This window comes from Flexilinea flocculi, from assembly GCF_001192795.1.
GTDB lineage: Bacteria > Chloroflexota > Anaerolineae > Anaerolineales > Anaerolineaceae > Flexilinea > Flexilinea flocculi.
Map to the genome: position 1 here is coordinate 175,232 of NZ_DF968180.1, position 18,589 is coordinate 193,820.

At 42.7% G+C, this 18,589-nt stretch carries 14 protein-coding genes and 1 tRNA gene; 9 read left to right on the plus strand and 6 right to left on the minus strand.

All coding sequences use genetic code 11. From position 1 onward, the window contains the following. The first annotated feature begins 48 nt into the window (after positions 1–48). Entirely contained in the window at positions 49–1,224 is a 1,176-nt protein-coding gene (locus ATC1_RS02830) for an integrase catalytic domain-containing protein (RefSeq protein ID WP_062278202.1), read from the plus strand. Between the two features lie 145 nt (positions 1,225–1,369). On the opposite strand, the gene ATC1_RS02835 is transcribed toward ATC1_RS02830, so the two are convergent. From ATC1_RS02835 to murI, 5 genes are all read right to left on the minus strand, one after another. Then, positions 1,370–1,783: a hypothetical protein gene (locus tag ATC1_RS02835; protein WP_062278204.1), complete on the minus strand. Its 414-nt coding sequence runs from the start codon at positions 1,781–1,783 to the stop codon at positions 1,370–1,372. Then, positions 1,780–2,664: a hypothetical protein gene (locus ATC1_RS02840; RefSeq protein WP_062278206.1), complete on the minus strand. Its 885-nt coding sequence runs from the start codon at positions 2,662–2,664 to the stop codon at positions 1,780–1,782. Before ATC1_RS02840 ends, ATC1_RS02835 begins: the two co-directional genes overlap by 4 nt. Then, a complete protein-coding gene (locus tag ATC1_RS02845) occupies positions 2,657–4,363 on the minus strand; it encodes an NAD-dependent epimerase/dehydratase family protein (protein WP_172667700.1) in 1,707 nt (568 codons plus the stop codon). The genes ATC1_RS02840 and ATC1_RS02845 overlap by 8 nt, the downstream gene beginning before the upstream one ends. Beyond that, on the minus strand, positions 4,261–4,791 hold the full coding sequence (locus ATC1_RS02850) for a Rossmann-fold NAD(P)-binding domain-containing protein (RefSeq protein WP_152024207.1): 531 nt from the start codon (positions 4,789–4,791) through the stop codon (positions 4,261–4,263). The genes ATC1_RS02845 and ATC1_RS02850 overlap by 103 nt, the downstream gene beginning before the upstream one ends. A 778-nt stretch (positions 4,792–5,569) precedes the next feature. After that, positions 5,570–6,379, minus strand: coding sequence for a glutamate racemase (gene murI / locus ATC1_RS02855; RefSeq protein ID WP_062278212.1), 810 nt, complete (start codon positions 6,377–6,379; stop codon positions 5,570–5,572). Between the two features lie 622 nt (positions 6,380–7,001). On the opposite strand from murI, the gene ATC1_RS02860 reads away from it, so the two are divergent. From ATC1_RS02860 to ATC1_RS02900, 7 genes are all read left to right on the plus strand, one after another. Then, positions 7,002–7,940, plus strand: a complete 939-nt coding sequence (locus tag ATC1_RS02860) for a LysR family transcriptional regulator (protein WP_062278213.1) — start codon at positions 7,002–7,004, stop codon at positions 7,938–7,940. A 257-nt stretch (positions 7,941–8,197) separates the two neighbouring features. Beyond that, positions 8,198–9,373, plus strand: a complete 1,176-nt coding sequence (locus ATC1_RS02865) for an iron-containing alcohol dehydrogenase (RefSeq protein ID WP_062278215.1) — start codon at positions 8,198–8,200, stop codon at positions 9,371–9,373. Between the two features lie 997 nt (positions 9,374–10,370). After that, a complete protein-coding gene (locus ATC1_RS02880) occupies positions 10,371–11,213 on the plus strand; it encodes a sulfide/dihydroorotate dehydrogenase-like FAD/NAD-binding protein (protein WP_062278220.1) in 843 nt (280 codons plus the stop codon). Between the two features lies 1 nt (position 11,214). Continuing rightward, complete coding sequence (gltA, locus tag ATC1_RS02885; protein WP_062278222.1) at positions 11,215–12,612, plus strand: NADPH-dependent glutamate synthase; 1,398 nt, start codon at positions 11,215–11,217, stop codon at positions 12,610–12,612. A 311-nt stretch (positions 12,613–12,923) separates the two neighbouring features. Further along, entirely contained in the window at positions 12,924–13,214 is a 291-nt protein-coding gene (locus ATC1_RS02890) for a (2Fe-2S) ferredoxin domain-containing protein (protein ID WP_082174631.1), read from the plus strand. Positions 13,215–13,407: 193 nt separating this feature from the next. After that, the gene (locus ATC1_RS02895) at positions 13,408–15,084 is read left to right on the plus strand and encodes a [Fe-Fe] hydrogenase large subunit C-terminal domain-containing protein (RefSeq protein ID WP_062278226.1); all 1,677 of its coding nucleotides are present in this window, start codon (positions 13,408–13,410) and stop codon (positions 15,082–15,084) included. Continuing rightward, positions 15,077–16,252 (plus strand): SpoIIE family protein phosphatase, encoded by a 1,176-nt coding sequence (locus tag ATC1_RS02900; protein WP_062278228.1) that lies wholly within the window; start codon positions 15,077–15,079, stop codon positions 16,250–16,252. The genes ATC1_RS02895 and ATC1_RS02900 overlap by 8 nt, the downstream gene beginning before the upstream one ends. Positions 16,253–16,532: 280 nt before the next feature. Here ATC1_RS02900 and ATC1_RS02905 read toward each other — a convergent pair whose 3' ends face one another. Continuing rightward, on the minus strand, positions 16,533–17,741 hold the full coding sequence (locus ATC1_RS02905; protein ID WP_062278230.1) for an ATP-binding protein: 1,209 nt from the start codon (positions 17,739–17,741) through the stop codon (positions 16,533–16,535). A gap of 766 nt (positions 17,742–18,507) precedes the next feature. On the opposite strand from ATC1_RS02905, the gene ATC1_RS02910 reads away from it, so the two are divergent. Further along, positions 18,508–18,582, plus strand: a tRNA-Val gene (locus ATC1_RS02910). Positions 18,583–18,589: the final 7 nt, after the last annotated feature.

Consider the following 18,589-nt stretch of genomic DNA (forward strand, 5'->3'; position numbering starts at 1 on the left):
TCGGTGAATCAAAATAAATTGTTACCATAAGCTGCGGAGGAAAGGCTGATGGGTAACAAAATGAGTAAGAAGAGCAGGCTGGAATTAGCAACACAAATACAATCCCGATATCTAAAAGCGAACAATGGGGTAAAAGGAAAAATTCTCGATGAATTTGTCGAGAGCACTGGTTACCACAGGAAGACGGCGATACGTTTATTGCATTCAGATCTTCGGCCAAAGACATTCAAAAAGAGACCTGGGCGGAAAAAGAAGTATCCTCGAGAGATAATCAAAAAGTTGGAACGGTTGTACGAGATCAGCAATTATATCTGCGGACAGCGATTACAGCCATACATTTCCGAGCTGATAGATATACTGGAGCGATGCAATGAAATGTACTTCACATCTGAGGAAAAACGTCTGCTAACCGAGATGAGTTCGGCAACGATCAATCGAAATCTGAGGGAATACAAGAAAAACCACCAAGGAAAAGGCAAAACCATGACGAAGCCCGGCGGATTACTCAAGAAACAGATTGCGATCCGGACGGGGATGGACTGGGATGATAATCGCCCAGGTTTTCTGGAGATAGACCTGGTTGCTCATTGCGGGCAATCGGAAGCAGGAGCTTTCTTTTACACATTGACAGCTACCGATGTATGCACTGGTTGGACAGATAACTTCATTCTCCGGAACAAATCAAAAGAAGCCGTTGTGGAAGCAATGACTTTGCTTGAATCCCTTTTACCTTATCCCATCCTTGGTATTGATTCTGATAATGGCTCCGAGTTCATCAATTATCTCCTTTTTGATTATTGCAACAATCGGGAAAGAAAGATAATCTTCACCCGATCAAGACCCTACAGGAAAAACGATCAAGCTCATGTTGAGCAAAAGAACTGGGCCGTAGTCAGACGGTTGCTTGGATATAACCGCTTCTATACTCCAGACCATTTTGTACTCATTCAGCGTATTTATCAGCTGAACCATGTGTTCAATAATTTCTTCCAACCTGTACGTAAGACCATTGCCAGACCAGACAAAGATGCCGGTGTCTTTTCTCCTAAATACGAATCTGCTAAAACACCTTTCCGTCGTATCCTTCCATCTGGCGTCTTATCATTTCCTAAAAAGGCCTCTCTTGTAAACCTGTATAATGCATCAAATCCCGTCAAGATCCTTGCAGAAATCAATGATCTGCTCCGTATTCTTGCCGAAACTTCTTCTTATCAAACAAAGTAACGATAAAAATTGGCTGCTTGGGTTTTTTCGCTTTAGGCCAATCCCTATCGTTTATGGTAAAATGCCCCTGCACTTCCAGGGAGTAGAGCTCTGCTGGGGAGCAACTCGAGCACTGGATGTGCCCAATTTACTATCGTAGAGATGCCTACGCATCTCTACATTTTTCGTGGTCGTTGGGTAACATTTTTATTTGATTCTTCGATCCCTCAAAGTAACATTTTCTTTTGATACACACCGAGAGGATTGTGGAAAATTGCGAAAGGTCAGGCAGCTCTTCCTGGGACAGATCCGTTGTGTGAAATGCTATTTTCATTTCATTGAGTGTGTCAGTCAATGTTATTGTAAAAGGCACTTCATCTGTACGTTCCCGATTGACAATGACTAATACTGCCGGTTCCTGATATACAGCGGATTCTATCTTCTCTTTATCCAGAATTGGGAGCAGGGGCTGTCTGGCTTCCAGTGTAAATCCTTTCTTTTCGAGAAGAATGGCACATGCAAGCAGCAACATAACCAGGATCGGATTCAGCAGTCGAAAGAAAAAAAACTTTTTCGTCATTCCAAGTTCTCCACATAAAAAAGCAGATGCTGACGACCGGCAGCGGTAAAATCTACCGGAGTTTGTTTTAATCGCATGAGCAACTGCTGCATCCCGTCTTGATCATGTATTTCCACACATACACGAATTGCCTCAAGCCATGACGATTCATCCAATGGATTTAGACGGATCAATGATTGTGCAGTTCTTTTTGCTTCTTCAGCTTCTTTTAAGGCCAGACAGTTGCGTATTTTAATGCGGAGTATTGATGGATCTTCTGAGATTTCCGGCGCTTTTTCAAGCGCTTTTTTTAGTACCAGCTGTTGTCGGTAAAGCAATTGTCCTTCCAAAAGTCCGCTATCACAATATCGTGACAGCAAATCAATGTAATCGCGGTGTTTCGATGGATTCTGAGGATCGTCAGCTAATTCCTGCTGCATCCTTTGGGATTCCAATTGAAATAGTCTTTGGATTTCCATGATAGTAGCTGTTGCATAATGTGCAGTTTCTGAATCTTCGTTGAATCGGGCTACCAGCAATAAATCGAGATATTTCATTGGATCCGAACGAAGGATGTTCATCATTAGCAAACGTCGTTTTTTGGGATCATTGATCAGCAGTGCTTCTTCGAGCGGGATTGTCTCTTCCGGTGAGAGATAGGAAGAAAAGTTAAATTTCTCAAAATCTTCTTTTTGGTTTAACCAATCTAAATCGGGAGGTGTTTTACTGGAAGCACGAATTAATGCAAATCCGGTCAAGGGACCAAAAAACGGGATGAGAAGCATCCAGAGGAAATGGCTTGGATTAATTCTGCGCCAATTTTTAATAGCATATATGCTTGTAATCAGCAACAATATTGCATGGATTAATAGAATTATCCCGATAATACCCAATTCAGACATTGGTAAACTCCATGGACGTAACGCTGCATGTTAAACCGGCAGACAAGAAGCGTTTTTCGATCTGAGGAAAATTATCGAGCGTTGCCTGCGGGAGCATCACGTAGATAGATCCGTTTTCCAGTTGTCCGGCGATGTCTGTGCTGCGAATTGCACGGCCGATTCGTTGATCCAATTCACGGATGGAATAGTTATCGGTTGTGTTGTTAATACTCAGGAGCAGGTAGGAAGAAGCGCGCTGCCTGCGCATTTTACTGTAGACGGAAATCGTCGAACGGAATGCTTTGGCGGTCATAATGTGGGTGTCGTTTATATAAATCTCCGGATTGGTTCCAAAATAATATAAAGCGCGTATCATGGCTGATTGAACCAGCCCAGAAACAACATTTAACAAATTTTGATGGTACAGCGTTTGCTGTTCAAAGGGTACTTCCCATAATGTTATGACGGCTATTGGATGGTCATTCTGCATAATCGGTGTACAAAATGTCGGATATCCTGGAATCAGTTGTTTGTTAGCGAACATTTCTCCGCGATTGATAGATTCACGCATCTGAGGCATCTTATCCATGTCGATGGATTTTGGTAGATTGATTAATTCACGGGAGTGAACAACCATGCGCGCAAAGGATGAACTGCTGCTGCAGGAATATAGAGCCACACTCTTATTTTGCATGACATCTTCTAATATTCCCAGTGTTGAGAGAAAAACTTGCTCAGGCTGCAATGTGTCAAGTTCCTGTGTAATCGCATAGATACGGCCATAACTGTCACGGTAACGGACGACTTGTTCCTGCAGAGAATTTCTGTCTGCATCCACTCGTTTCAGCATCGTTTCAATAAATTCAGTTTCTTCAACACGTTGTTCTTTTTCGATTTGAATCGCTGTCATCGTTTCGGCGGTTCTATCATGCAAAAATCCGAAGAGACCGCCGCTTAAGAGATACATTAACAGCGGCAGCCAATTGTCCATGTTGTATAACAGAAGATATAGATCTCTTCCGCTTTCTCTCCAACTGGCAGCATATCCGATACAGGCGATCATTCCGGCCATTGTTCCAAAAGGAGCACCATGTAATGTGCCCATGAGAATGACATAAAACAGCCAATAGTCTACAAAACGGAACATGGCATCGTTATCGGTCATGCGCAGTAGACCTTCTGTTATCGCTGCGAAAAGGATCATCTCGATCCAGGGAATTGCTTTTCCAAATATTCGGCGAATATTTCCTCTGATCCATTTAAAAAAGTTTCTATCTTCCTTTTTTAAGCTGGTCCTGGTAAATATTTCGTCCAATTCGGAAATCCAGCGATGTCGTGGAATCCAGTTAACCCCGGCTTTCGTATCCCGACTTTGAAGACGCGGGCGAGGCAGAGAATTTTCCAGATAGGATATTTTCAATGACGGCAGATATTGTTGTATCTTGCTGGCTGCATCCGCATAGGTATATTCCTCACCGTAATAGAGGTGTACGATACCGGAACATCTTTTTTCCAGTCCAAGCGTGAGAAATAATGCGAAGTCATCCACATGCAGAAAATCGCAGGGCGTTTCCGGTGGTCCTGATAATTGGAAAGTCAGATCATTTTGAGAACTCTTTAATGCGCGGGAGAAAAAAGCATCTTCAGTTCCCGGTGCATATAGACTGGGAACACGAACGAGCAGTTTTCCATATTCTCTGATGCGGTGAAACGCAGACAATCCTCTGCGGCTTTGATCAAAATACCGGTCTGTGTGTCTGGGATAGGAGTCTCTTCTTCATAGCCGTTTTGACCGCTGCTAAACACGCGCAGATCCGTTACTAAAATGAACTTTTCTACGCCGGAGGATGAAGCAGTGTGCGAAAACTGGAAAAGAACGTCCAACATGGAACCTTGAACAGAACCAAATGCCAAATTGTCTTCACATTGATAGGCGTAGAAGAAAACAATGGCATCAAATCTTCCGCTCTCCAAAACCTGCAAAGCATCAGGATGACTGGGACGTATGTCATGCAGGACAGCTTTCGTTTGCGGCGGGACTGGCGAAATCCCGCGTCCAAGGAGAGAGACCTGGTGCCCTTCCCGTGATAGTCTGTCAACCATCCCCCAGATCATTGGTGTTAGAATGCCAGTCAACAATATCTTCATGCCCATAACCTCATTTTTTCACGAGACGTTGGTTTATATAATTCGATCATACTGTTGTTGAAAAGAAAATAAGAAACCTAAAGCAGAAATAAGCTGTGATCCACTGTATTGTTCAAAAATAACAATTTTCAGTATGATCGAAAAAATATCTATTGAAGATGATGGTATCAGCAATTCCAAATTATCTTTCTTTATTCGAATATTTACTCAGAATTTGCAATCACTGTTATTCGATAACTGACATTCTAAAAAATTTGAAATTTCGGCCGGTCCTCCGATTCAATCGAGAAAATAATAACGAATAATTCTCTCCTCCATTTCGAATCGCTCCTGACAACCCTGTAAGGTTGAAAACCATTGTTTTTGTGTAAATATTCTATCTAATTGTCTCATAAATGTAAATGAACAACAGTTCGAAATATGGGGCGGGTTCCATCTTGACAACATGGAACTCCCGATTGATCTGAATTGTGAGTCTATATTTTGAATTGCTGGTAGATGAATAGGTAGTTCGGAATTTGGATGAGACTATTCAATAAAGATTTAGATTTTATGATTCTGTTCTTGATGCGCATAGCATATAAATAACGGAATCATAATTAAATCATCTTTATTTCGAACCGATAGTAAATGACCAGTCTCCTGGCAGAGTAATTCGGACTTAGAAAAAGTCTTTTAAAAAAGGCAGTAGAATGCCGTTACATCAGCGAATTATTCTGATTGAGGATGCTAAAATCTTGTTTCAATCGATATCAAAATTCCTTATGACCATTCGCAATTAATACGATTCAATTTGGATTGTCTGTACGTTTTCGATTTGAAACGGCATGATCATGTTGGCAAATTCAACCATTTTTTGCGCTGAGTCGCTGACATAAAACTCATATTTCGGATGTTGATTCTGTGTATTTAATAAATTTTTTGCCTGCAGGATTTTCTTGACTTCGAGTGAAGTGACCTCAGAAGGATCAACACAGGTAACTCCACTGCCCATAAACTTTTCTATAGACGATCTGAGTAATGGATAATGGGTACATCCCAGCATCAGTGTGTCTATGTTTGAGTTCCGCAGCTCTTCCAAATAGCGGACGATGATGCCGTCAGTCAACACATCTTCCAGCATGCCTTCTTCGACAAAAGGAACAAACAACGGGCACGCTTTGTTAAAAACCTCTATTTGCGGATTGATTTTTTTTATCGATGATTCATATGCACGACTTGCGATGGTTGCATAAGTGCCAATAACGCCAATCCGTTGATTCCGGCTGCTTTCAACGGCTGCTATAGCGCCGGGTTGAATTACGCCCAGGATCGGAATCGGTAATTCTTTTTCAACCTCATGCAGGGCATACGCGCTGGCTGTATTACAGGCGATGACGATTGCTTTCACCTGTTTCGTCTCAAGAAAGCGAATGATTTGGCGGGTGTACCGCAGCACCGTTTCTTTGGATTTATTACCATAAGGGACTCTGGCTGTATCTCCAAAATAGACAATATTTTCTTCAGGCATGATTTGTATCAATTTTCTCATGACTGTCAACCCTCCGACTCCTGAATCAAATATGCCGATTGGTGCGCTGGAATTCATCCCGTTTCTCCTGAACTGTATCGATTTCAATTTCTCATTGATTATAAAACAGTTTCAAAGTGATAGATTGAACATCAGCAATTCCAAATATGAGAAAAATTATTTATTGTTGTGTTGTTTTTACGCTTCGTACTAACGATTTATAGGGTGAGTAGTTCATGGATTTATCTGTTTTTGGGAGGAGGGTGTTAGTCCGATGAAGCAATCTGTTTTCATTTGCGGCAGGAGATTGCTTCATCTCTACGATTTTCATTTTTTTCTCCGAATTCCCATATTTCAAATTGCTGGCAGATGTTTCTTAGGGCATTAAGAAATGGTTTATACTTTTTTTAGGTACAAATTTTTATATCGCTGTTCTCTGATTAACCAGTAATTCGAATTTTGGAAATGCTTTTCAAAAAATATCCTCCTGTAATTCGAGTTCCTGCTTATTAACACCGAATTCAGGCAGCAATTCATTTGATTCAATCAATCGTAATTTGAAATATTCACTGACGATTTGAAAAACAATATTGTTGAGATGCTTTTACGTTTCGTGTAAAAACATCTCAACGACAAAGATTTCACACCATGTTTTGTATTGCTATTCACTCAAGGTATATCTGAAAAGAGGTCATATAACGTGAATATCCTTCATCTGAAATATGCACTGGAAGTAGAAAAAACCGAATCGATTACCAAAGCGGCAAAAAACCTTTATGTCGGGCAGCCCAATTTGAGCAAGGCGATCAAAGATCTGGAGAATACAATCGGTTTTAATATTTTTTTGCGAACTCCAAAAGGAATGACTCCGACCCGGCGTGGCAGAGAATTCCTGGATCAGGCAAGAACAATTGTTCTGAAATTTGATGAATTGGAATCGACTTATCAACCAGTTAAACCCACTGTCCAGCGATTTACAATTTCAATTCCGCGTGCAAGCTACATTTCCCGTGCGTTTACCCGCTTTGTTCAGACACTTGATCCGCAGAAAGAGATTGAGCTGAATTTTTTTGAGACCAATTCGATTCGGGCGATTGATAATATTTTGGAGACAGAATGCAATTTGGGCGTGATCCGTTTTCATACATCGCATGAGAAGTACTTTCTTGATTTGATCCGGGAGAAGAGCTTGCAGCATCGTGAGATCTGGCAGTTTGAGTACGTCTTGTTATTGTCGAAAAATCATCCGCTGGCAAATAGCCCGACAATCACTTATACGGATGTTTTGAACTATATTGAAATTGTGCACGGTGACCTGACGATTCCAATGACGCAATTTACCGGGTCTCAGACTGCGCAGAATTTATTTTCAGTCAGCAAACGCATTTTTGTCTATGAACGCGGAAGCCAGTTCGATCTGTTAAGCAATATTCCGGAAACATATATGTGGGTATCTCCCATTCCGGCAGATCTGGCTGACCGTTATCAATTGGTGCAGCGAAAATGTAAAATGGATAACTGGAAATTTAAGGACGTTTTGATTTATCCGGTGGGGTATCAGCTTTCTTCGCAGGATCAGGTGTTTATTACTGAGCTTTTCCGGTGCAAAGACGAAGTATCTTCCATTCGTTATAATTGATTGCTGAACTGTCATCATTTTTTAAACCACTGAATAAAGAAGTATGAACGGGCTTCTCAAAATAACAGAGAAACCCGTTCTTTTTCAATGATTCGAGATGTAGCCCGGTCTTTCGAATTGCAGATTCTTTTATTGAACTGGTATATTAAAAATTACATCTCCGTATGAATTATAAGAATTTTACAAAAACCATATTTCTCGTTATTATTTTCACAAGTCAAGATCAGGAAAGAATCTTGAAAAAAAAGGAGAGAAAAATGGCAAGATTTACTTTACCGCGTGATATTTATTATGGTCCGGGTTCACTGGAGACTTTGAAGACGTTAAAAGGGAAAAAAGCGATCATCGTCGTGGGCGGCGGATCAATGAAAAAATTCGGATTCCTGGATCAAGCTGTCGCATATTTAAGCGAAGCCGGAATTGAAGTGCAATTATTCGAGAATGTGGAACCGGATCCCTCGGTTGAAACTGTTATGAAAGGCGCTGAAGCGATGCGCAAATTTCAGCCGGATTGGATTATTTCGATGGGTGGCGGATCACCGATTGATGCGGCAAAGGCTATGTGGGCTTTTTATGAGTATCCAGAAACCACATTTGAAGATCTGATTGTTCCGTTCAACTTTCCGGAACTGCGCACAAAGGCGAGATTTCTGGCAATTCCTTCCACATCCGGAACTGCCACAGAAGTGACGGCATTTTCAGTGATCACCGATTATGCAAAAGGAATCAAATATCCATTAGCTGATTTCAACATCACTCCGGATATCGCAATTGTGGATCCAGCGCTGGCAGAGACCATGCCTGCCAAATTGACGGCTCATACCGGTATGGATGCGCTGACACATGCCATCGAAGCATATGTTTCTACCTTGCATTCCCCGTTTACAGATCCTCTGGCAATTAAAGCAATTCAAATGGTCATTGATTATCTGCCGGCATCCTATCAAGGCGATATGGCTGCCCGTGAACAAATGCATTACGGTCAATGCCTGGCAGGAATGGCATTCTCCAATGCATTGCTGGGTATTGTACACTCTATGGCACATAAGACCGGCGCTGCATTTTCAACCGGACATATCCCTCACGGCTGTGCCAATGCCATTTACCTGCCGTATGTGATTCATTTCAATGCAAAGATGGCAGAAGCCCGCTACGCAGACATCGCCCGCTCCATTGGTTTGCAGGGTACAACCGATGCCGACCTGGTCAATGCGCTATGCAAAAAGATTGAAGCATACAATGAAAAATTATCGATTCCAAAGACCTTGAAAGAATTTGGAATTGATGAGACTGAGTTCAAACAAAAAATCATCAAGATTTCCGAGTTGGCAGTCGGTGATGCCTGCACCGGTTCCAATCCGCGCCCGATTACAGCGGCTGAAATGGAAAAGCTCTTTACCTGCATCTACTACGGAATCGATGTGAACTTCTAAGGGAAGGTTTGCCGGAATTCCTCCGAAAATTTTCTATGTAGAGATGATCATCCCGGTATGGGATGATCATCTCTCACCGGCAAATCCGCTCAAAAAGAATCATATTTGAAACAGAATGGACACAATCAGCAATTCTAAATATGGAAAAGAATAATAGTTGTTGTGTAGTTTTTGCGCGAAGCGCAAAAACTACACAACAACAAGATCTCTTTTTTTCTCAAAAGGCTTTTCGAAATTTCGAATTACTGGGACATAATACGGAATCTTGATCAGTAAAGCGGAAGGTATATAAAAAAGTATATATCCTTATGTAATTTAGGAATTTCTCAAAATAGAGAAAAGTGGTTACCATTTTGACCAGTTAACGCATAGAAGCGCCGCATCATAAACTGGAAAAACCAAAAAAAGTTTTGCAACATAGCGGCTTTTCTTCAGCAAAACAGCTTATATCGAATCTCTTTCTTCGTTAAATGGTCGTACCGGAAGTACTTTTCTCGGTACGACCATTCCTTTAAAAAAAATATACCTCCTTCTTTGATCAATGATTCGCAATATGGAAAGTACTATTTGTTGTTATGTTGTTTTTATGCTGCGCGCAAAAACATCACAACAACAAAGAATCCTCCCCATAGTTTGAATTGCTGCTTTTTTTCATTTCCTTCTCCCTTCTATGGAGAAGGACAGGATGAGGGTTGTGTGGCTATGGAAATTTGTCTTGATAAGGTGAATACTGGCCGCTCCCCTCACCTAACCTCTCCCCATAGGGGAGAGGGACAAGCTTTCTTCTTCGCCCATCTCCTCTCTCTGGGGTACGGGACAAGTTTCCTTCTCCCTTCCAGGGAGAAGGGCAGGATGAGGGTTTGTGTGGACATGGAAATTTGAAACGCAGACTCGAATTACTATCCAATTATCGAATTGCTGTTCTTTGATAGAATTCTTTATGATATATTTTTTATGATTACTAAGGAAACGCAATAAACACAGAAAGGCCGTGAACATGTATACGATTCAGAAAAAAGTCGAATTGAATCCAACGGTTACATTGATGGAAGTACAGGCACCGCTTGTAGCCAAAAAAGCAGAACCCGGACAGTTTATCATCCTGCGTGTGGACGAGGATGGTGAACGCATTCCGCTGACGATTGCGGACTATGATCGGGAAAAGGGGACAATCACGATTATTTTCCAGATTGTTGGAGCGACAACTGCAAAGTTAAATCAGTTAAAGGAAGGCGAAGCCATACATGACTTTGTCGGCCCGCTGGGTGTTCCTACGCATACGAAGGGGATACAAAAAGTTGCCATCGTCGGCGGTGGTGTTGGATGTGCCATCGCCTATCCGGTGGCGAAAAAATTTCATGAACTGGGAGCCGTTGTTCATTCAATCGTTGGATTTCGAACAAAAGACCTGGTGATCCTGGAAGATGAATTTCGCAAGGTCAGTGAAAAATATCTCCTGATGACAGATGACGGCAGCTATGGTGAAAAAGGATTGGTAACGAATGCTTTGAAAGAGCTTCTGGATGCCGGAGAGAAATATGATGAAGTGGTCGCCATTGGTCCGATGATCATGATGAAATTTGTCAGTCAGTTGACGAAGGAGTACAACGTAAAGACGATGGTCAGCATGAATCCGGTCATGATCGACGGTACCGGTATGTGCGGCGGATGCCGTCTGACAGTCGGTGGTCAAACAAAATTTGCCTGTGTGGATGGACCCGAATTTGACGGACATCAGGTTGATTTTGATGAAGCTATGGCACGAGCCAGTTTTTATCGTGATTTTGAGCGGCATGCTTATGATGAGACATGTAATCTTTTCAAGAAAGAGGTAAATTGAGATGCCAAATATGTCGATGAAAAAAAATGAGATGCCTGCTCAGGCACCGGAAATCCGTAATAAAAATTTTCAGGAAGTTACGCTTGGGTATTCTACAGAACAGGCAATTGATGAAGCACAGCGCTGCCTGAATTGCAAGACGAAACCATGCGTCAGCGGCTGCCCGGTGCAGATCCATATCCCTGCCTTTATTCAGGAGATCGTCAATGGGAACTTTGAAGCAGCTTATCAGATCATCGCTCAGACCAGCTCGCTTCCGGCAGTCTGCGGAAGAGTGTGCCCGCAGGAATCCCAATGCGAAAAATATTGTGTTCGCGGGATCAAAGGAGAGAGTGTCGGTATTGGCAGATTGGAACGTTTTGTCGCAGATTGGCACAATGCACAACCGGATGTGAAGATTGAAAAACCGGCATCCAATGGTCATAAAGTGGCGATTGTCGGTTCCGGTCCTGCTGGATTGACTTGCGCTGGTGATCTGGCAAAAAAAGGATATGATGTTACTATTTTTGAAGCATTACATCTGGCAGGCGGTGTGCTGGTGTATGGAATTCCGGAATTCCGTCTTCCAAAATCGATCGTTCAGAAGGAAGTGAATGCGCTGATGCAACTTGGGGTGACGATTCATACGAATGCGGTGGTCGGTAAATCGATTTCAGTCGATGAATTGATGGAAAGCGGTTATGAAGCGATTTTTATCGGATCCGGAGCCGGACTGCCTCGTTTTATGGGAATTCCCGGAGAAAATCTGAACGGTGTATATTCTGCAAATGAATTTTTAACCCGTATCAATCTGATGAGGTCTTATCAAATGGGTAGTAATACGCCAATTATGTCTATTCGAAAAGTGGCAGTGGTTGGTGGCGGAAATGTGGCAATGGATGCCGCTCGCTGTGCAAAACGTCTTGGCGCTGAGGAAGTTAGTATTGTCTACCGTCGCTCTGAAACCGAACTGCCTGCTCGTAAAGAGGAAGTGGAGCATGCCAAAGAAGAAGGGATCCTTTTTAAACTGCTGAGTGCTCCGTTGGAAGTGTTGGGAGATGAGAAACGATTTGTCAAAGGATTGAAGTGTATCGCAATGGAACTGGGCGAACCGGATGCTTCTGGACGTCGGAAACCGGTCGAAAAAACTGGTTCAGAGTTTATTTTGGATGTGGATTGCGTTATCGCTGCGATCGGGACGTCTCCGAATCCACTGATTAAATCGACGACCAGCGGTTTGGATACGCAGAAATGGGGCGGGATCATTGTGAATGAGGAAACAGGTCAAACCTCTAAAAAAGGGGTTTTTGCCGGAGGAGATGCAGTGACCGGAGCAGCAACTGTGATCCTTGCGATGGGTGCCGGAAAGATTGCTGCGAAAGGCATCGATGAGTACCTGATGGGGAAAACTCAGGCATAATCCTGTAAGTTTTTGGTGGGAAGGCTTCGAATGATCAAATATGATCAACCAGGATCCTTTCGACATGAAAGAACAAGATATTTGTTGAAGAAAAGTCATCCTGGTACAACTGTAGCAATTCGAAATATAAAAAGAGTTCATTGATGTTCTTATCGTTTTGCATAAAGCATAAGAAAAATCACAATAACAAAGAATCCTCCACGTATTTCGAATTGCTGATGGAACGATGATCGTTGTACCGGGATGCAAAAAGATCACCTCCCTATTAAAAGTGAAAACAGGATATCCGATTCAATCCTGTTATCAAGGAAGTGTCACGTTTTTTGAAAAAGATAAAAAATGAGGAGATCTGTCCCATGATAATTGTTGTTTGTATCGGTAGTTCATGTCATTTAAAAGGGGCGCAGCGCGTGGTTGAGAAGCTGCAGCAGCTGGTACTTGAAAATCACCTCGAAGAAAAAGTTATTCTGAACGGCAGTTTTTGTATGGGTAACTGTACAAAAGGCGTCTGTGTTCAGATCGGTGAAACGACTTATTCTGTGAGCCCTGAAAGTGTGGAGACTTTCTTTCAAAATGAAGTATTGCATGCAGTCAGACAGTAATTCGAAATATTGACTGGTTATTCGAATCAATAACGAATAACTTGTTATGGTAATGCTACTTACGCTTATATAAAAGCATTACTACAACAAAGAATCCTTCCCATATTTTGAACTGCTTACAGTCAGGCGCTAAAATACACAGTGTGATAAGTGGTTTTCTCAACGATAGTCGAAAACAGGAAAAAGAAATCGCATGGAAGAATATATCGACTTTTTAAAGTCTAACTGCAAGAATTGTTATAAATGTATCCGTCATTGCCCGGTTAAGTCAATTCGTTTTTCCGGAAATCAGGCGCACATCGTCAGTGACGAGTGTATTTTGTGCGGACAATGCGTTCTGATCTGCCCGCAGCAGGCAAAACGTATCCGCAGTGATATTGAGAAAGCCAAATCGATACTTGCCACCAACAAATTTGTCGCAGCCAGTATAGCGCCCTCTTTCATCGCCTATTTCCCTGATGTGAGTATTGCTTCGATGGAAAAGGTTCTGCGGAAACTGGGATTTTCTCAAATTGAAGAAACTGCTGTTGGAGCCACACTGGTCAAGAACGAATATGAACGCATGATTGAAGAGAAATCCAGAAATGTCATCATCAGCTCCTGCTGTCATACGGTTAATTTGTTAATTGAAAAATATTATCCGGAGACGCTACCATATTTGGCAAATGTTGTTTCACCAATGCATGCTCATTGTCTGAAATTGAAAATGGAAAATCCGGAAATAAAGACTATTTATATCGGTCCATGTCTTTCAAAAAAAGCAGAAGCAGAACAGACCGGTGGAATGGTCGATTGTGTCCTGACTTTTGAAGAACTTTCACAATGGATCGCGTCGGAACATATTGAATTTGACCGGATCCCGGAAAACAACCGGCAGAGCAAAGCCAGACTCTTTCCCACAACCGGCGGTATTCTGAAAACAATGAATTGCATTTCGGATACTTATTCTTACCTGGCAATCGATGGCGTTGAAAATTGTATACTTGCTTTGAAAGATATTATGACGGGTAATTTATCGAATTGCTTCATCGAAATGTCAGCCTGTCCGGGAAGCTGCATCGGCGGTCCTGCCATGAATAAGACGCAACATCTGCCAATTCGCGATTTTTTGGCTGTCGAAAAGATCGCCGGGGATCAGGATTTTCCCGTTTCTGAGCTCGATCCTGGCGCGATGCGCAAAGATCATTTTCGCATCGATATCAGCCAAAGAATTCCAGGGGACGATGAAATAACAGCAATTTTACGGAAATTGGGAAAAGAAACCCCGGATGATGAACTGAATTGCGGTACGTGCGGCTACAATACCTGCCGCGAAAAAGCAATAGCGGTTTGTCAGGGCAAAGCGGATTTGACCATGTGTCTCCCCTTTCTGAAGGAGAAGTCGGAATCGATTTCGAATCAGATCATCATGAACACACCAAACGGAATCTTGATTCTTAATGAAATGCTGGAAGTGCAGCAGATTAATGATGCTGCCCGGGCGATCATGAATATCCATAATGCCTCGGATGTTTTAGGAGAACCGCTGGTACGCATTCTTGATCCGCAAGATTTCCAAAAGGTGATCGATACCGGCATGCGCATCGTCACAAAACGGACATATCTGGCGGAGTATCTGAAGTTTGTGGAACGGACGATTTATTACGACAAGACCAGCCATTTGTTGATGTGTATCATGAAAGATATTACCGAGGAGGAGCGGGCGAAGGATGAAAAAGAACGGATCAGCCGCGAGTCGATTGAAATCACCGATCGTGTCGTGGAAAAACAGATGCGCGTCGTTCAGGAAATCGCTTCCCTTTTAGGGGAGACTACTGTCGAAATGAAAGTTGCGCTTTCAAAACTGAAGGATACCTTGAAAAATGAATGATCTTTGCACGGACATTGGATACATCAGTCTGGCAAAATACAACGAACAGCTTTGTGGTGATCATGTCGATATCATCCATAAGGATGATGGGACGACCGTGGTGGTTCTGGCTGACGGACTGGGAAGCGGTGTGAAAGCCTGCATTCTATCGACATTGACATCAAAGATTATTTCGAGCATGATCAATAACGGCATGAGTATTGAAGAATGTAATGCGACGATTGCCGCGACATTGCCAGTCTGTTCCGAGCGGCAATTAGCCTATTCCACATTCACGGTTTTTCATAGTCTTTTACAAAGCGAAGAAGTAGAAATTATCCAATTTGACAATCCATTCGTGATTCTGTTCCGCGAAGGGGAATTTTTAGAATTTCCCAAAACGAAAATGGAGATTCAGGAGAAGACTATCTATTGTTCCAGAATTCCGGTTCAGGAAGGTGATATCTTTATTTTGATGAGTGATGGCGCAGTTCATGCCGGAGTGGGGAATATTCTGAACTTCGGATGGAAACGAGAGGATATCATCCGTTATATGAAGCCGTTGTCCGTTGTCGGCTATACAGCGAAGACGCTGACGCGTATCCTGATTGATGAATGCAGCCGTTTGTATGAGGAGAAACCCAGGGATGATACGACGGTCTGCACCATTCGGATTCGAAAACGAGAACCGATGAATCTGTTGATCGGACCCCCGTCCAACAAGGATGATGACGCAAAGATGATGTCGTTGTTCTTTTCCAAGGCGGGAAAGCATATTATCTGCGGCGGTACAACCGCAAAAATTGCATCGGACTATCTGAAAAAACCGATCATCCCTTCATTCAATTATTTTGACCCTGCAATTCCCCCGACTGGGAAAATTGAGGGTGTCGATCTGGTGACAGAAGGCGTGATCACGATTAACCGTGTACTGCAATATGCACGGAATTACCTGACTGAAAACGATTATTTTGCAGACTGGAATTTTAAAAAGGACGCTGCGTCCCTGATTTCCTGCATGCTGTTTGAAGAAGCCACGGATATCAATTTCTTTGTCGGCAAAGCTGTCAATCCGGCGCACCAGAATCCCGATCTGCCGATTACATTCAGTATTAAGATGCAGTTGATTGACGAACTGGTCAAGTGTTTGGAACAGATGGGCAAGCGAATCAAAGTCAGTTATTTTTAAAGTTCGCTGATCATTGGCAGCCTGTCATTGCGACGAAGCAATCTTTTTTTGCATGATACCTGTCATTGTTATTACCCTGGAGGGGCGAGGAGGGCGGCAGCCCGACGAAGCAATATCTTTTCGAATAGCACTCTTTCCTTAAATGTGGCTTGGAGATTGCCGCGCCTCTTCGAGGCTCGTCCCTACAGGACTCACAAGTTCGCAATGACAAATATCGCTCGACAAAGCAATCTCTTTTCGCATGGTACCTGTCATTGTTATTACGAGGAAATGTCATTATTCATTCCGATTGAAGCAGAAAATTTCGTAGATTCATATGCGTAATTCCGTTCCGGCTCATGTCAAATTCGTCCATCGAAATCACATATTTGGGGTAATTATCCGGGATCTTTTCCAGACTACCGAATTCTCTGTCAATCGTTTCCTGTGATGCCAGCAGATAAACAACCTGGATATATTGTTTCATTTCTTGTTTTTCACAGACAAAATCAATCTCAAGCGAACCAATTTTCCCGATCGTTACCTTCCACCCGCGTCGCAATAATTCAATGGCTACAATGTTTTCCAATACCTGGTTGATATCCCGTTCGTTTTTCCCATAAACTGCTTCACGGATGCCATGGTCTGCCATGTAGTACTTGTCGTTTACAGTGAGAATTTTCTTTCCGATCAGATCTTGACGATGAAAACTGAAGAAAAGAAATGCATCTTCGCAAGCTTGCAGATAGTTAAGAATTGTCTCCGGCGACACGATCCGATTTTCATTTTTAAAATACTTTGATATGCTTGTCGCGGAAAACGTCTGCCCGATGTTTGCCATAACATAGGTGATGATTTTATTAAGCAAAGCAGTATCCCGAATATTGTTCCGGCTGACAACATCTTTCAGAACTACCGAGTTATAAACATCCTGCAGGTATTGTTTTGAAGGGTCCGGTGAAAAATTCAGATTCGCTAAAAACGGCATTCCGCCGAATCGAATGTACTGATTGAAGATTTCTGGTGTTGAAGCCTGCGGGTTTCTTTCCAAATACAAATCACAGAATTCCGCGAATGAAAAAGGATAGATCATGATTTCCACATACCTGCCAGCCAGGTAGGTTGCCAATTCACCGGATAACAATTTCGCATTTGACCCGGTAATATAGATATCGCAACCATACTTCACACGCAGGGAGTTAACGCCTTTTTCCCATCTTTCCACTTCCTGGATTTCATCGAAGAATAAATAATACTTGTCTTTGGAATCAGCAATCCTATCAGAAACATATGTGTGAAGTTTTTCGGCAGTACACAGATGATTGTTCTCAAAATTTTCAAAATTCAGGCTGACTATATGATCCTGCGGAATACCCTGTTCGCGAAGTTCATCCATGATCAATGAGAGCATCACTGATTTTCCGCTGCGCCTGATCCCGGTCAGCACTTTGACTAAATCAAGCCCGATGAACGGATGGATTTTCTGCAGGTAAGATGTTCGCTTGATCATTCATTCCCTCGCTCATTATTTGTAAGTTATAACCGATAAATAATTTATTATTACTTATTATATCCGATATAACTTATAAAATTCAATGAAGATAACTCGCCTGTCATTGCGAGCTATGCGAGTCCTGGAGGGGCGATGAGAGCGTCAGCCCGACGTGGCAATCTCTTTTCGAACAATGCCATTTACACAATGGAACAAGGAGATTGCCACGCCTCTTCGAGGCTCGTCCCTACAGGACTCACAAGTTCGCAATGACAAATAGAGTACTGTCATTGTTATTACCCTGGAGGGGCGAGGAGAGCGTCAGCCCGACGTGGCAATCTCTTTCGCGTGGCACCTGTCATTGTTATTACCCTGTAAGGGCGATCATAGAGAAGCAATCTTTTTTTGGATGATACCTGTCATTGCGAGGAGGGCGTCAGCCCGACGAAGCAATCTCTTTTCGAATAGCACTCTTTCCTTAATGTGGCTTGGAGATTGCCGCGCCTCTTCGAGGCTCGTCCCTACAGGACTCACAAGTTCGCAATGACAAATGGAGTCCCTGTCATTGTTATTACCCTGTAAGGGTGATCATAGAGAAGCAATCTTTTTTTGGATGATACCTGTCATTGCGAGGAGGGCGTCAGCCCGACGTGGCAATCTCTTTCGCGTGGCAACCTGTAATTGTTATAACCCTGGAGGGGCGATCATAGAGAAGCAATCTTTTTTTCGAATGGCACAGTTTCTTGCCAGTTCGGAAAAGATTTGCTATAATCCATCATGCTTTGGGCGCATAGCTCAGTTGGTTAGAGCGCTTGTATCACACACAAGAGGTCCGGGGGTTCGAGTCCCTTTGCGCCCACTATTAG